The following is a 15387-nucleotide window of genomic DNA, read 5'->3' as shown; positions in this document are numbered from 1 at the left end:
AAAGAGCCAGCGAGTTGCCTCGCTGGCTCCATGAATACAATTATTACAGGAATCATTCGGCGTTACAGCATAAAACGCCTATCAGCCGATTGGGAGCCGCTGTGAACAACGTCTTGCAACTCCACAGTTAGCGCCTTATGTGTAATTCCTTCAAGCCTGCGCATGAAATCGCTAAATCGAGCCGGTTTCTCTTCTAGAATAGTCAAAATCATCACAGACCATTTGTTTGCAACTTGGTCAAAGAAGGACCGCGCCGCGCAGTCCGCGAAGAAAACAGAGTCCACTTGATCTGGCATGGCAATATCCTTCAGTATATCTACTAGCATTAAGGTTCGTAATTGACGCTATGAGAAAAACATATTTAATGGGCATCAGTCCAATTCATTAATGGTTGCCGATGTTGGTGTCGGCGGAAAGCTTTCAAAGGATGCCGGCAGTGAAAATGCAAAACATGACTATGTCCCGGCGCGGTTTAATGAAGCTGCTAGGTATGACTGCAGCCTCGTCAATCATTGCCAAGCCCCAACGCGCCATTATTTCGTCGATAGGGTTGGCCTCCGCAACAACTACTCCAATACCGGCTTTTGCCGCAAGCAAACGAATAGCTAAGCTCTTTTATACCGACACCGGGAAAGGGAGAAATATGATGCTTCTCCACGGTTGGACTTGTGATTCCCACGATTGGAGTTGGCAACTCCCGGTATTGGAAAGCCGCTATCGCGTTGTTGCGATAGATCTACGCGGACACGGTAGATCCGAGGTGATGCCGTCTGGTAATTACATGCCGGATGACTATGTCGCAGATATCGAAACTCTTATCGAAACAAGGTTTTCAAGTGAGAAATTTGTGCTGGTGGGGCACTCGATGGGAGGGCAAATCGCAGCCCGCCTGGCGAGCAAGCGACCGGACCTGATTGAGGGAGTTGTCTCGGTTGATGGGTCGCTTGGTTTTTCCGACAAGCTTGCTCCCATATTCCAAAAGGCAGTTGAGGATCTGCAACGCGACAATCCAGCCGATGTTGGGCCTGCCTTGTTTGCTGGATTTTATGACAAAACCACAGACCCTGCTTTAAAACGATGGCATGCCAGACGCCTTCAGGGCACACCGGACTATCCTGTACGTGAATCTTTCGGCCCTTTGTTCTTTGGCCCCAATCAAGTCGGGCTTGGAAGGCAAAGCGAGGTATTCTGCAAAACCATTAACATCCCAATCTATCATCTTTGTAGAGGTAAAGGGCAGGCCGAGAGGATGCGTACATGGTTTTCTCACCCGAAATCAAAGGTCGATCTGTGGGAAGCCGCTGGACATTGGATCATGCAGGATCGGAAGGATGATGTGAATGCGTCGATCATCGCCTGGGTTGATATGCTTTGAGTGACCTGCGCGGTTTCTTCATATCAGCTGGAGCTTGCAAATATGGTTCACCGACCAAAAGGGTGGTCAGCGATGACCACCCCTTTTGTTGCTTGTGGCGCTTGATAGGGTTCAGACATTCGCCCCCATTCTGTTTAAGGGCTGGGATCCGGATAGTGTTTCGGGATCGTCGAATACGAAAATCGTAGTCCGGTGGTTATGCGGAGCTTGGTATTGGTAACAGCCTGTTCGACCGAGTGCTCTTCGACGATATTCTGTTTTCGATTACATGTGCCATTGGCTTGAAAGGATACATGCTCGCGCTTCCTGAGAGTTCAAGTCGAAAACCCTCCACTAAATCGGGTGAACTCCAGAGCCTTGGTGGATGAGCCACGGATCTGTGCGTGTGGAAAAGGAGGCATTCATGCCCTCCCCAACTATGCCAAAAGCAAAAGCCTTGCGGTGATCTCCGCAAGGCCTTTGCTTGTTCCTGGAGCCAGGAATCGGAATTGAACCGACGACCTACTGATTACGAATCAGTTTGAAGAATCAGAATATACCAGACTTTTTAAATTTATAGTTGTTATTTCAGTAGATAATAGGCTTTCTGTGAATGTCTTAATTCTCATTTCATACCACAATTTTCAAATTGACTGTCCCATTTTTGTCCCAAAAGTATATTAACATATTAACAGATTAATGTGTTAATATGTTAATAAATTACAGTAAGTTGACATGTGTTTTGTAAAAAGGCATATGCTTTTTAAAAAGCCATGGAAAAGGAGAAGAGATGGAAAAACTCAAAAAGCAAATGAAAATTATTGGTAGGGCTGAGGCTGCACGGCGGCTGGGTATGACCCCCCAGGCCTTGAGTTGTCATGTCTCAAGGCGGGCGTGGCCCCATGCCATTCCCGCCCCCATCAAGATCGGGGGAATATTCAAATGGAGCGATGAGAAGATCACAGAGTGGATCAACGAGCGATTTGACGAAGTGGAAGGGGGGAAATCGCAAAAAGAGAAGAAGAGGAAACGGAGGCCAGGTCGTCCTCCAAAGACAAGGAGCGCATCATGCTCCTAGGGAAAAAAGAAGGGAACTGCTCTCGCCGGCAAGCAAAGCAGCAGTCCCCTGTTCACTTCCCACTCGAAAGCGGAAGCAATTCGTACTTTCTCTCAAAAGCCCAGAAAGTTCAAGGCGTGTGTTCGCCTGTCTGCTTCTCCGCATCGAGTGGTTGTCTTCAATCATACCGATACGGAGGTTCTTTTGTATCCTACCAATGCCATTGTTCCATCATCTGACCGGGCAAACTCCTTTGCCGTTTCTTCGGGCGAAGCCCACCAAAACAATCTTAACTTGAACTATGGGGCGCGAAACTGTCACGAGGCCGCACGCCTCTCCGATTCCGACACGCCCCAAAAGCCGCTTCGCCCCTGGCCGTTTGGTAATGCGCGGGCCGATCCTGACCGACCTCATGCAAAGCGCGACTGGTTGCGGTCAGAGTTAGCAGAGAAGTTCCCTGGGGTGAGGTGGATTACTCAGGGAGAGAAAGGAGCCTGGGCCATCCGTGAGGCTTTCAAGCAAGCTATTTGTAAAGTTGAAGGGATCGAGAACGATGACCCATACCGAAACCGCGACGAGTTTTTGAGTTGTGGTTCAAGGAAAAGCTGGGGGACCCTCGTTCAGTACAAGGATGCCCCCCCGGTTGTTAGCCCCTTTTCCTGCGGGAAGACTCCATGTCCAAGATGTTATGATCGAGGAAAGGAGCGGACCACCAAAGACATTCAAAGCTTCATGCAAGGCTCAGCTAAGGCACTTGGGATTTCAAGCTTTATACGAATCGTCTTTACTCTTCCCGAGCCTGTAGAAGCGATCCCAACAAAGGGGAGCAACGAGAGAACGCTGCTTTGTGATGGCCTGCAAAAATTAACCAGGAAAGCTTGCGGGTTGCGGCTTCGGGACGGCTTGGCCGCCTACTGCTCTGTCCACGCAGTCGGTAGTCGCGATTTGTACAAAGACCGCTTTCACTTTCATGTAGGGCTTATTCCAATCGCATCAGTCCGAAAGAAAAATGGAGAGACTGTTGTTCAGCATTGCGACCCAGGACGGATTCCCCACGATTGGATTAAGGCCCGATGGCTCCAAATCCTACAGAAGGTCTTCCCCACACATGACTTAGAGGACACCCCGGTAGTCCATTTAACGGTCGATCACTTTGATCAGCCTCGTATCTCTGGGATTCTTGGTCACCACCTCAAGTACGATGGCCGAGGATTTGGGAATGACTTCCTGAAAGCTCCTCTTGCCTTTGATCCTGCTACCTCACGGGTCGTGATTGAAGCCGAACAGGGGGGATTTCACATCACCACTATGGAACAACTCGCCCGGCGCTGGAAGTGGGTGCGAGGGGAGAGGGATTATAGGACCTGGGGGATTTTGAGTCAGAGGAAGAAATACGCGCCTATAATTGGTGTTGAACACGTGGTTGAGCCTGAACCCGAAATTGAAACAGAGGAGCGCGTAACCGTCGTCAGGAAGTTTGGCAAGGTCTGGGACAAGAAGAAGGGGATCGTCTGGAAGGAGGATAAACACGCCTTTTTCAAAGGCGAGGAAATTACCGGAGTCGAGTGGGGCCGAAAAGGCGGGGCCGAATGGCGGGTTATTCAAAATTCGTTCCCCGATAGGCAAGACGCCAAAACTCAATCCTCGGGCGGAGAACTCAAACAAGTAAAACAGGAGCATGGAGGCTCAATACCAAGCGTGTTGCCTCCGCAAGCGAAAAAGGAAGGACAATGCGATGAATAAGGCACTGTGTTCACTAATGATTGTATTATGGATCCCAAATGTTGCCGCCGCCCTGGGCGTCTCAGACGCAACTACCCACATCTACCTCTCGGAGCAGGTCAGCCAACTGACCGAGCAACTAAAGGTCATGCAAGCCCAGCTTCAGGAGGCCATGAACGCCAATGAGACTCTGACCAAGTCCTATGAGGCCGTCACCGGCTCCTATGACCGTGTCACAGGGGTCTACGACGATGTGATGAAGACCAAGGCCTTCCTCAACGATTCGTACAACACGGTTATGCGGCAATTCAAACACTACATGGCTTTGTATGAGGATCTTTCCGATCCCGACAAAGGCGACTTCGAAACGGTCAAGGAACTCCTTGAAGGCGTTTTTGACGATCCGCGCACTTCCACCCCGGAACAGAATCGGAAACGGGCAGAACAGGAATATCAGGTCCGTCAGGCGGCCTACAAGAAAGCGATTGAAGACAGTGAGGATATATTAGGCTCCATGTCCGACAGAATGGAGAAGGTACAGACTCTCGGAGGCAAAATCGGCAAAGGGAAAGACCTCAAGGAATCCCAGGCCCTGACCAATAGCCTGTTGCTAGAGATCCTGATTGTTCTTCAGGAACAGCTGTCCATGTCCATGCGCTTCCAACAGGCCATGGCGCTTTCGGAATATTCCGGCGTCACCGAGGATTCAATTGCGGCCAGGGCTTCAGCAATCAAGGCCGTGGTCGAGCGAAAGGACGTGCTCGATTATGAATTGTCGAATTTTCGCAGGGCGGGAATTGATGACATCACGGACATAAAGGCCATTATGAAACAGGCCGCTCAACAATAGCTCCACAAAGAGGAAATAATCATGACTGACTACGGAATATCCGCCACTGTTTTTTCGAATCTGATCCTGATGAACACGCAATACGTGGCGTCGATTTACGGTGCCCTGATGGAATCCTTCGGAATGTTCTTCAGGGCCTTTGTTGTCCTCTACATCGTCTGGACGGGGTACAAGTTTTACAAAGCGGAAAGCAGGGCTACGGTGTATGACCTCGTTGTTTCCTGCGCTATCGCCAGTGCGATCTATTCCGCCGTATTTGAATGGAACTGGTACTACAACACGGTGATTGAAACTGTGGTTGAATTGACCTTGGACATCTCCTCCTTCCTCATCTCTGCTGCGCCTCACGCGATAGGCAGTGACGGATACGGCAGTGTCCATGAGGTCTTCAAAAGCCTGGACCAGACTGTGGTTAACTTCTTCAGCGCAATTCAGGCCCTGTCGCCCAAGGGGAATTTCCTCATCAACGCTTGGCGGTACTTCAGTTTTATTCTGGCGATGCTCCCCCTGTTCACTGTGTTTTTGGCCATGTACGCCGCCTTTTTTGTGATCTACGGTATCGCCTTCTTTTCCATGTTCATTTTCTTTGTCATGGGCGGGATATGTATGCTGTTTGCGGCGTTCAAGGAGACTCGCCATGTCTTCTATACTTGGTGCCGTGGCCTCCTGAACTACATGCTGATCGCCATATCTGCTGCCCTAGTCATGGGGATTTGTGGGAAGGGCATCAGTGAGGCCGTGTCAGCGTTCACGCTGCAATCTCAAACAATCTCCGTCATCGTTTCGGATTCGTATTTGAAGATCCTGATTTGGTGCGCCTTTTGTCTGGCTATGATCCTTAAGACGCCGGACTTTGCCGCTCATATGACTGGCAGCATGGCAGGCTCGACAACCGGCATTGCGGGCGGCCTTACAGCCGCTACGTCGGCCTTGGGCGGCGGCATTTTTGCTGGAAGCAAGAAGGCTGGTGGAGCCGCCTGGAACCAGGCAAGACAAGTTGGCAATCAAGCATTGTCCGGCGGTAAGAATGCCCTGGAGCGGCTGAAAGAGCAGCGCGGGGCTAAATGAATCCCTTTTGAAAGCAGTCCCAAATAAGAGGGCCAATGAGGGGGCTAACGCCCTGGCTTGACGAACCGGAGACCGGTTCCATTCTCCCTTCGGTCGAGAGCTTGGGGCAAGCCCCCTGGCCCCCCTAAAGTCAAGGCTGTTGTTTGTTGATCCCAAAAAAATAGTATTGAAATTGTCTACGCAACGCCCGAAATTCGCGTCCATCTTTGCGGGACGGTTTCTTTTTTTTGACCATTCTTGTTATGAAATCATCTTTCCACTGGTACATGGCTTTAATTTGTTCTTCGGTCATAGAATGCTCCTTTGGGTTTTTCCCCCATCACGTACCCCCGGCAGGGGGTGGGGGCTCACCCTTCTTTGCCCCCACCCTTGCCGGGGTTCGTCAGGCCCAGCCGCCCGGCATTCGCGTGGCGCGATCCTGGGGGCGGCAAGGGCAAAGTGACAGGGGCAGAGGGAGCGAAGCGGACGAACCCCTGGCGCGGCCTTGCAAGCCGATTTCCCAGGATCGTGACGGGCGAAGGTCGGTTAGCGGCGTTTGCCCCAGGGAATCATTTCAAGAGGGATACCCCTCTTTTGGATAGGGATAACCCCTTAGACTCCAGGGGACACCCCTTGGAACAGTGAGGGATACCCATAAATTGGGGAGGGATACATCCTATTACTGCGAGGGACACATTTTGGAGTATCAAGCTCTTATACTGGAATTTTTCGTAAAAAATCAAATAATAACAAACGACTACCGCTGAAATCCCTAGTTTGAACACGTTTTAGATAGGGAAATCATTACGGTTGAGAAGCGGTTTTTGCGTTTGGCAGGATACGCACTTTGTAACACAAAGGGCTTTCGGCTACGCCGATCCTGCCTTTTCAGCCGAAAAGGGGAGGGGGTTGCCCCCCTCGCTGGCCTATGCCAGCTTCACCCGCAGCGCCTGCCCTAAAGGGACCCGACGAGGAGATCAGATGAAAAGCAAATACGTACCAGTCAGAATGTCTGATGAAATGGCAAATCTTGTGGATCAGCTGAAAGAAAAGCACGGGTTGCGTGGGCGGGCAAGCGTGATTCGTGAAGCGATTCAGGTAATGGCTAAAAGCGATCAACCCCAGCTGACGCGTGAAATGCTGGTTCTCTTTGAAGCCTGGCGTAAAGGGTACTACCGTGTGGGGTCAAATCTCAATCAGATTGCTTACAAGTTGAACTCCGGTCATCCGCTCTCGACTGACGAGATATTAAATGCCCTAGAGGACTTGAAGAGAGAGTTTAAAACCCATGCCGACAATATGCGGAAATTTCGACGTGGCCTTGGGCTGTAAGCTCGCTGGCACGCATTTGAGGAGAACGAAGAACGCTCTTCCAGGCAAACAGGGACGCTCACCTAAACTAGCGGGGAAGCCGTCTTAAGTGGGTTGCCGGTAAACCCCACTATCCCACTTGCCGGTAAAACCCACCATCCCACTTGCCGGTAAAACCTCCCGGCAATGGCCGGGATGATTCCAGCACAATATTATTGAATTACTGCCAGTTGCAGTACCTATTGAGTCTTCAGGCATGGAGAAGAAATACCGGCCTTTCAACTCGGCTGATCGGCCGCGCCTTCGGGCATCGAGGCTTGCGGGGAAACCATCCTATGTTCCAGGGACGCTCACCTAAACGAGTGGGGAAGCCGTCTTAAGTGGATTGCCGGTAAAACCCACCCCCCCACTTGCCGGTAAAACCTCCCGGCAATGGCTGGGATGATTCTAGCACAATATCATTTAATTACTGCCAGTTGCAGTACCTATTGAGTCCTCAGGCATGGAGAAGAAATACCGGCCTTTCAACTCGGCTGATCGGCCGCGCCCTCGGGCATCGAGGCTTGCGGGGAAACCATCCTATGTTCCAGAGACGCTCACCTAAAGGAACGGAGGACTCACCCTAAATGGCTAAGTAAGCTCTTGGGCTAACGAACCGGAAGAGTTACCAGCGGCTATAGACTACGCTCCTGGGAGTTCCATCCACCAACGAGTGCTGCCTTTGGCGTGATCAAGTCCATACCATCTACACCCTTCATAGCTGCCTTCTTGGTAAAGATGAAAATGACCAAAAAACCATAACGAAGGTTTGTAGACATGGAGGACTTTGCTTAGGACTTTGGTAGAAGGGTCCTGGTCCCTATCCCACCATTCGGGCCACAGATCGAGTGGCAACCCGTCTGCAGAGAATTCATCTGGGGCTGTGTGGCTGATTACGATGTCAATCTTGATCGAAGTCGGATCAGGGAAATTCTTTAAGTCTTTCTCGGTCAGAACCTCCAGATCCGGGAACCAATCTCTCCCAGGTAACCGCATTCGGTTGTCCACAGAGAACGCACCGCCAGCAAAAAGAATAGTTCTGCCATCGGGTAATGTCAGTGTGGAGCCACGTGGTTGGAATACCACATTGGGAAGCCCCTCCGACAAATGCAGCTGATTTGCTCTTAGTCGTTTTTGGATAGCCTGGTGGTCGTCATGGTTGCCGTCAATCCAATGGATGTGAGTGGAGCCGGGGTGTAGTTTTGTGGCCGGATCATAGAGGCGATGCCCAGGCCAAAAACCAAAGTCGCCACATTGCAAAATTAAGTCAGGCTGTTGAATTTCAATCAACTTGTTGACTTGCCCCCAATTGGCATGGGTGTCCCCGACGATGAGAATCATTGCGCTATTAAGATGCTGATATTATAACTTCTTTTTGAATGACCGTACTGCTTCCATGTAAGCCATAATGTCTTTGAAGGTCAGGCCGTCTTTTTCCAGCTGTTCGCTTAACTCGTTGTATAATTTAGTAGCGATTCTGTATAGATAGAAAAGGCAATTTTTGCGGGTTGCGTTGTATAGGACTTCATTTGAAACTAGCGTGTTGATGTCTACTTGCAACTCGTCTGCCGAGACCTCATCGCGCATCCGGTCATGGATCGAGAAAACCGAGGGGATAATGTCTTCAATGTTCATGCGAATGGCCGCCTGCCAATCGTGGCCGCATGAGTACACTTCCCGGATGTTTGATTCGATTGTCTCGTAAACTATTGCTATGATTTCTTTTTGGGTGCTTCTGTACTGTCGGACTTCACACTCCTCTTCGCGAGGGTAGCTTTTCCCGTCTCCATTGCAATGGCGCAGTCTGGTGAAATCGTTTGTGTTATCTAAACTGATTTCGGGATAAAGAATTCCTTTGTTGTTAAAACAGTCCGGTATAGGAGCGTATTTGGCCGCCGCTTTCTGATTGTTTTCAGTGGACCAGATTTGAAAGATGATCCCTGCCTCATCAAGCAAGTCAGCCTTTGACATTTCAGCATATTCAATCAAGTAGTTGCTATAATGGCTCTTCTTTTTGATCTTTTCCAAGTCGAGCATGTACCAGCGCTCAAAACGTTTCACTGCGAGGCAAGCTCGGTCATAGCGGAAGAAATTTTTAAATTGGATGCAGTTGTCAACCGAGCGCTTGGGGACAACAAATCCTTTGGGGTTGCTGTCCCATTTGTAGTTTTTCACTTCAACGCAGATTTTTTCGTTTTTGAAGACTGCAATGAAGTCAGGCGAGACAGGCTGCGCATAGTCCGTCCACAGTATGGGCATCGCGGCAACGCGCATCACCGGGTGGCCGTAGAAAGCCATGCGCCGCATGAACTCATATTCGCCAAGTGATCCCATGGACAATCTGTGGAAATATCCTTCAAGGTCGGCGGCAGTGATTCGCTTGCTCGGATCGCCTTCGCGCTTGGTTTCCTGCACCAGATTGAGGATTAGTTGAAAAACGTCTTCGTAGTCGGAAGGGTAGCCGGAAATCATGAAGCCTCCTCGATGGTTGAAGTCCTCACCTACTGCATTGTGAAGGCTTCTTCAATATGGTTAGTCTGAAATGACAATGAGCTTGGGGCATGGAGGCTGTTGAGCTGTCCTGGGCCTCTTGACATGAGTTGATGCTATCATTATTGATATCACAGAGGAGAGGCCGTGTGAGTAAAATTGAAAAGATACTGAAGCAAATGAAATCGGCTCCTCAAAATGTCCGGTTCAATGACCTTGACGCTGTATGCGCACATTTTTTTGGAGAACCACGGCAGGAGGGGACAAGCCACAAGGTCTACAAGACGCCATGGCGAGGTGACCCTCGCGTAAACATTCAGGATAAGAAAGGCATGGCAAAGACCTACCAGGTCCGGCAGGTGCTGGAAGCCATCGCCAGGATAGAAAAGCAGGAAGGAGGTAGCAAATGAACGTAAAGCACTACACCTATCGGGTCCTTTGGTCGGAAGAGGATCAGGAGTACGTCGGTCTGTGCGCTGAGTTCCCCAGCCTCTCATGGCTTGACGAGGATCAGGCTGCCGCCCTTGAGGGAGTGGTTCAGTTGGTCGCCGATGTTGTCGCCGACATGGAGGCCAACGATGAAAACGTTCCCGAGCCTTTCAGCCAAAAGAAGTACTCAGGAAAGATTTCGTTGCGGACAACCCCTGCTGTGCACCGTGATCTCGCTTTGTCTGCTGCTGAAAACAGGGTGAGCCTGAACCGGTTGATTAATGCCTTAATCGCCGGGCAAGGATGCCATAAGGCTGAGTTATCTTGCTGAATAATATAGTTTTTGCGTAAAATCCCCATCAGCTATAGTGATGGGCAATTCCATTCATGGGGTGGGCTGGGGAATTTCCCTGGCCTGCTTTTTTTTGCCACAGCAGGCGGTTAAAAAAAGGTTGGCCTAGTGTTTATTACTGACCCGCTCCTGTGAAATAGGTTCGCCGACAGAGCTATCCGGCGAAATGGAGATGCCCCGTTTTAGGGCCGGGCTTCTCTGAGTTCCCGGTGTTTCCACCGCAGGCGGGATTAGCCTTTTTGGCCTGTCAAAGGAGACTAGACGCCCTTCTCCTGAACGTTTTCAACCAAATCGCACACGGGAGGCTGTGTAAGGATGTAGCTGAGAGTCTTCTCAAGATCATCCACTGTTCCAGGCTGGCACGGCAAACTTGGGTCCTGCAACCATTCGATCATCCGGTAAATCACAAATGCACTTGCTAATCCCAATTTATGGATAGGAATTTCTCGGACTATACTTGAAGCCTCTATATTGCCATGGGCTATCGCAGAGCGAGCGGCATACGCCTTCATAAACAGAGTGTAGAGATCAGAAAAGTCATCGTCTTTCTCTGCGGCAAGCGCTGCAGCCCTATATGCGTATGTCTTTGTGATGTCGTTGTCGTCCCGTTTTTTAGGCAAGAGCATTGTTTCAGTTGCGATAACGTAATTCAATACGCTGTACTCTGGGCTAATTCCACGTACAGCCTCGCTAAACTTATTGAGGCTGTATATTAATTTCACTGACAGGTCGTCTAGTTGGTCATGATTGGATTTAGCTTTGAGCAGGCAGGCTACTTGCCCGAAAAGGAATTGGACTTGGTTGCTGTGAATAACTTCCCGAAAATTCTTTGGTTCACTTCTGTTGTTCCACTGTTTGGACATAGCGTATTCATATTTACCGTCTATCATTGTTAGCTTTGGTGTCGTCAATCCGCTTGGTGGGGTGCCGACTTCAAACATTTGAGAAAAGTCGGCCCCAAAAGCAAGTTTCATAATTGCAATTGCAGTCTCCACGTTGTCTTGTGCAATTTGTCGAGAAATATTAGGTGAAGAAGGAGCAACCTCTGACGAAGCGATCCATTCAGCGGCCTCAAGTCCCTCTAAAACATCTTTCTCCAAGCTCTCTATCAACTGCAAAGCGTCTTCATAGGAATTTGAGACATTTGGATATCCTTCGTCTGAAAGCTTCTTCCAATTTCCAAGTACATCTTGAACATTTTGCTCAATAGATGAATCGCGATTATTCCTATACTCTTTCCAAAATTGAGAGGCGGGTTTAAATTGAACGGGCCCAATGTGAATGGAGTCACTGTCCTTTGGAATATAAAGTCTGCAAGGAAAGAAGTGGGTTGTGGCAACCAGTTCATCAACTGCTTTTTGAAAGACCCGATGTAGTACTCTTGAAAGATACCTTTCATTCAGTTCCAGCTCCCCGCTCAGGAATCGTTTAGAAAACTCTTTTTTGAAAGGCTTAATAATAGTGCTGATATCTACGTTCTGATTTTTATATTTATTGCACCCATATGCTCGGACTATATCGCACAGCGCGAGGTGCGCTTCCCTGCCGCATATCAATGTGCCTCTTCCACTTGGATGGGGAACATCAGCAAATACATCCCATTGATCCAACTCTTTCCAAGCGTCTCTAGACTTCTGAATCGCTGCCTGTATGCGGTTAATTTCATTAACAACAAACAATGCTTTTTCTACTAATGCTTGCATATGCTCTCCGTCGGCCGACATGCATGAGTTAGTGATCCATTCCGCCGAGGCCAAAATCTGGCTTCTCTTGTTATCTTTTTTCGCCAGCAAGTCTGTCCGCAAGCCTGTTTGTTCTTAAATGGGTATAGCGTTTCAGCATCTGTAAGTTTTTGTGGCCGGTAATTTCGGCAATCTCCAGAATGTCTAGGTCGGTGTTTTCAAACAACCTTGATGTGGCCTCATGTCTAAGGTCGTGAAAAGTCAGATCGTTGATCTCTGCCTCTTCTCTTGCTCGCCGCATCGCAATGGTGATGGCGTTTTCACTCATGCCGAAGACTGAGCCTGTGATCCGTCTAGGAATGCCCTTTAGGATGCCAATGGCAGCTGGGGAGAGTGGGGTGGTGCGCTCAGTCATGTTTTTGGTTTCAGCCAGGTATGCCGTTTTCCCTTTCAGATCGATGTTGGCCCAGGTGAGGTTGGCGATCTCGGCGCGACGCATGGCTGTTTCGATGGCGAATTGGACTACTGGCCGGAATTTCTCCCCACATGCTTCCAGAAGGCGCTCTTCTTCGCTCTTCTCGTCTTTGCTCTGAGCTGGTTGGAGTCTTCTTGTGCGACCTCCATTCAACTTGGGCTTCCTGGCCCGCTTCACCGGGTTGCTCAGGCTTTCCATGCCCCAATCCGTGGCGGCCACCTCGAAGAGACGGGAAAGGATAGCCAGATCCAGGCGGATGGTGTTTGGCTTCACGCCTTCGTCTTCGCGTTCCTTGATGAACTCGGCAATGTGTTTGGTGCGGATCGTGGCCATGTAGAGGCTGGCGATCTCGCGCGCTTGTATGGCCTTGGCCCGGCGTGTCTCGTTGGCGACCATTTTTAGGTTGGGGATGTACTCATCAATGAACCGGTCCAGGGCTTCATAGAGCGTCGTGCTTTCAGCTTCCTTGCGGGAGACGAACACGCCGCGATCCATTTCATTTTCAATGTCGCGTGCCCACTGCTCGGCGTCGATCTTCCGCTCGAAGGTGTTGCTTTGTACGGGGTAGCCTTTGCGCCTGATTTTGGCTTGCCATTGGTGTTTGCCTCGCTTGCTGATCGTAGCCATTAACTGGTCGCCTCAAGGTGGGGAAGCGCGCGGAGCAGCCAGCCAGGAGTGTCCTCATTCGTAAGGGTGATTTCCCCCATCTCGACGGTTGCAACTGTCCTATCCTGTCGTCTGGAATTGTCGATGATGACCGCTCGATCCACAGTCGAAAGAGCCTTCTCCAAGTTCTCCATGCTGCGACCATACCGGCGAATCACGTCCTCGTCCGGAACGTGATGCCCGCCCAAGGCCACTCTCTGTTTGATGCGGTGTATGGAATCCTGGGGAGATTCAAGGGCAATGTACAGCAACTCCACCTTAAATGAGTTTTCCTTGGCGAGTTGCATGAGTTTGAAATCAAAATTGGAGGTCATCGTGGATTCCTTGGCGAAGGAAGTGTTCTCGGCAATGAAGCGCTTAACTCGTCTTGATGTTTCCTTGCCCGCTGCCATGGGATGAAGATTCTCAACTTTGGCAATCAGGTCCGGGTCAATAACCGGCATGACGTCTCTGAGATTCGTCTTGATCGTGAAGGAACTTTTGCCGGAACCATTGGGGCCGCAGATCATGAGCAGGCGAGGCATTACGAGACCTCCAAAATGCGTTCGATTTTGCCGTCAGGGAACTCTTTGCCGATTTCTCCTTGATCATCACGGTATGTGATCGGGATTCCTTTTTCCAGAATGCCAGATAGAAAGTCGTCTTGAGCGGTATGGGACTGGGTCGCTAGCTCAACAATCCTAGGGAATATGGATTCCTTGACGTCTCGCAACTGATGTGCGCTATGCTTTTGGGGGAGCATATTTAATCCTTGTCGTGGAGATGGAAATTAGCTTTTTGGTCCATAAGATAATCTTCCATTTCTTGTGCTTTACAGAGTTCATACCAGCACTCATTGCAGATTTCATTTTCGTCATCTCGATCCCAGTTCAGCTCGCTCTCAAGGGTGATTCTTTCACAATTCTCACAATAGAAGGCATACTCTTTATGCTGGCACGTGAAACACGTGTTGGTGCCTTGGTCCACGACAAAGGTTTCAAATCCACAAATTGGACATTCAATTAATTCAGTATAAGATTTTTCATCAATGAGCTTTGCCGCAGAATTGCGTTGTTCTTGGATATGCTCCTTGTCAGAAATGATTTTATTCCATGTTGATGTGGAACACAGAGTTTTCACTGAAAGATTGAATTGAGAATCACAGAAATAAGAGATGTAGTTTAATATTCTGAAAAAAAGATATACCTGTTCTGTCTCAATCGAAAATCCGCCATGCGTGACGTCATTTCTACATCGAACAGCAAGTAAGAGATCGCTAGTTGGCTTGTTCTTGTTGCCTTCACCGTAATCTATGTTGAGTTGGCATAACGCATTGAGTCGATTAGCGGCCTGCCCTATGGAAACACTTCGCTTTCGCTTGTCAACGTCCTCATATATCAGCCACTTGTGTTCCATCTGAAGGCGCGCTTTAAAAAATAGTTCAGTAGCTTGCACGAGATTTGAAATGGCGAACTTCCACTGCCGGACATCATCTTGTGCAGCTACAGCTTTTTCCAGTGATTCAGATAAATAGCTTTTAGCATTTTCAAATATGGACAGGTTCATCGACTGTGCCCTCGGTTGTGGTGTGAGGATGTTGCCATAACTGTTCGTTTTTTATTTCTACTCTTATAAGATGAACACTGTCACTGTCCCAAATTTGTCCCAAAAACTCTATCAGACAACAAAAAAAGGGTCTAGCAAGCTGCTAAACCCTTGATTTCGTTGGAGCCAGGAATCGGAATTGAACCGACGACCTACTGATTACGAATCAGTTGCTCTACCAACTGAGCTATCCTGGCGAAACGGGAGTCGATTTTTATACCAGGTGGCGGGGGCGGTCAAGGTAAAAGAGCGGGTAGGGGGCGGCGGGGAGGGGGAAACAATGGGGTGGCTTTTCCTGGAGAGGTTGGTATTGTAGATTCCCTGGAGGC

At 49.5% G+C, this 15387-nt stretch carries 16 protein-coding genes and 1 tRNA gene; 8 read left to right on the top strand and 9 right to left on the bottom strand.

Annotated elements, in window-relative coordinates:
- Positions 1-62: 62 nt before the first annotated feature.
- On the bottom strand, positions 63-296 hold the full coding sequence (locus AB6M95_RS13375) for a winged helix-turn-helix transcriptional regulator (protein ID WP_371387261.1): 234 nt from the start codon (positions 294-296) through the stop codon (positions 63-65).
- Between the two features lie 146 nt (positions 297-442).
- On the opposite strand from AB6M95_RS13375, the gene AB6M95_RS13370 reads away from it, so the two are divergent.
- The 5 genes from AB6M95_RS13370 (at position 443) to AB6M95_RS13350 (ending at position 6051) form a co-directional block, all read left to right on the top strand.
- The gene (locus tag AB6M95_RS13370) at positions 443-1375 is read left to right on the top strand and encodes an alpha/beta fold hydrolase (RefSeq protein WP_371387262.1); all 933 of its coding nucleotides are present in this window, start codon (positions 443-445) and stop codon (positions 1373-1375) included.
- A gap of 769 nt (positions 1376-2144) precedes the next feature.
- Positions 2145-2432, top strand: coding sequence for a hypothetical protein (locus AB6M95_RS13365; protein ID WP_371387260.1), 288 nt, complete (start codon positions 2145-2147; stop codon positions 2430-2432).
- A 183-nt stretch (positions 2433-2615) separates the two neighbouring features.
- Positions 2616-4154: a hypothetical protein gene (locus AB6M95_RS13360; RefSeq protein ID WP_371387259.1), complete on the top strand. Its 1539-nt coding sequence runs from the start codon at positions 2616-2618 to the stop codon at positions 4152-4154.
- Positions 4147-4983, top strand: a complete 837-nt coding sequence (locus tag AB6M95_RS13355) for a type IV secretion system protein (protein WP_371387258.1) — start codon at positions 4147-4149, stop codon at positions 4981-4983. Before AB6M95_RS13360 ends, AB6M95_RS13355 begins: the two co-directional genes overlap by 8 nt.
- Before the next feature lie 21 nt (positions 4984-5004).
- The gene (locus AB6M95_RS13350) at positions 5005-6051 is read left to right on the top strand and encodes a TrbL/VirB6 family protein (RefSeq protein ID WP_371387257.1); all 1047 of its coding nucleotides are present in this window, start codon (positions 5005-5007) and stop codon (positions 6049-6051) included.
- A 130-nt stretch (positions 6052-6181) separates the two neighbouring features.
- Here the strand turns inward: AB6M95_RS13350 and AB6M95_RS13345 are convergent, their stop codons facing one another.
- Entirely contained in the window at positions 6182-6343 is a 162-nt protein-coding gene (locus AB6M95_RS13345) for a hypothetical protein (RefSeq protein WP_371387256.1), read from the bottom strand.
- A gap of 668 nt (positions 6344-7011) precedes the next feature.
- Here AB6M95_RS13345 and AB6M95_RS13340 point away from each other — a divergent pair.
- Positions 7012-7362 (top strand): ribbon-helix-helix domain-containing protein, encoded by a 351-nt coding sequence (locus AB6M95_RS13340; RefSeq protein ID WP_371387255.1) that lies wholly within the window; start codon positions 7012-7014, stop codon positions 7360-7362.
- Between the two features lie 660 nt (positions 7363-8022).
- Here AB6M95_RS13340 and AB6M95_RS13335 read toward each other — a convergent pair.
- Together AB6M95_RS13335 and AB6M95_RS13330 are read right to left on the bottom strand one after the other, a co-directional pair.
- The gene (locus AB6M95_RS13335) at positions 8023-8721 is read right to left on the bottom strand and encodes a metallophosphoesterase family protein (RefSeq protein WP_371387254.1); all 699 of its coding nucleotides are present in this window, start codon (positions 8719-8721) and stop codon (positions 8023-8025) included.
- Between the two features lie 21 nt (positions 8722-8742).
- Positions 8743-9852, bottom strand: coding sequence for a hypothetical protein (locus AB6M95_RS13330; RefSeq protein ID WP_371387253.1), 1110 nt, complete (start codon positions 9850-9852; stop codon positions 8743-8745).
- 167 nt (positions 9853-10019) lie between these two features.
- Here AB6M95_RS13330 and AB6M95_RS13325 point away from each other — a divergent pair, with 167 nt between their 5' ends.
- Both AB6M95_RS13325 and AB6M95_RS13320 read left to right on the top strand, forming a co-directional pair.
- A complete protein-coding gene (locus AB6M95_RS13325) occupies positions 10020-10280 on the top strand; it encodes a toxin HicA (RefSeq protein WP_371387252.1) in 261 nt (86 codons plus the stop codon).
- Positions 10277-10630, top strand: coding sequence for a type II toxin-antitoxin system HicB family antitoxin (locus tag AB6M95_RS13320; protein ID WP_371387251.1), 354 nt, complete (start codon positions 10277-10279; stop codon positions 10628-10630). Before AB6M95_RS13325 ends, AB6M95_RS13320 begins: the two co-directional genes overlap by 4 nt.
- A 278-nt stretch (positions 10631-10908) precedes the next feature.
- Here the strand turns inward: AB6M95_RS13320 and AB6M95_RS13315 are convergent, their stop codons facing one another.
- From AB6M95_RS13315 to AB6M95_RS13295, 5 genes are all read right to left on the bottom strand, one after another.
- Complete coding sequence (locus AB6M95_RS13315) at positions 10909-12354, bottom strand: hypothetical protein (RefSeq protein ID WP_371387250.1); 1446 nt, start codon at positions 12352-12354, stop codon at positions 10909-10911.
- A 70-nt stretch (positions 12355-12424) separates the two neighbouring features.
- Positions 12425-13435, bottom strand: a complete 1011-nt coding sequence (locus AB6M95_RS13310) for a site-specific integrase (protein ID WP_371387249.1) — start codon at positions 13433-13435, stop codon at positions 12425-12427.
- The gene (locus AB6M95_RS13305; RefSeq protein WP_371387248.1) at positions 13435-13998 is read right to left on the bottom strand and encodes an ATPase; all 564 of its coding nucleotides are present in this window, start codon (positions 13996-13998) and stop codon (positions 13435-13437) included. The genes AB6M95_RS13310 and AB6M95_RS13305 overlap by 1 nt, the downstream gene beginning before the upstream one ends.
- A 220-nt stretch (positions 13999-14218) precedes the next feature.
- Complete coding sequence (locus tag AB6M95_RS13300) at positions 14219-15019, bottom strand: hypothetical protein (protein ID WP_371387247.1); 801 nt, start codon at positions 15017-15019, stop codon at positions 14219-14221.
- A gap of 160 nt (positions 15020-15179) precedes the next feature.
- Positions 15180-15255 (bottom strand) — tRNA-Thr (locus AB6M95_RS13295).
- Positions 15256-15387 lie beyond the last annotated feature (132 nt).

Source organism: Pseudodesulfovibrio karagichevae (genome assembly GCF_041414475.1).
GTDB lineage: Bacteria > Desulfobacterota > Desulfovibrionia > Desulfovibrionales > Desulfovibrionaceae > Pseudodesulfovibrio > Pseudodesulfovibrio karagichevae.
This window is presented reverse-complemented; position numbering and strand designations above follow the sequence as displayed.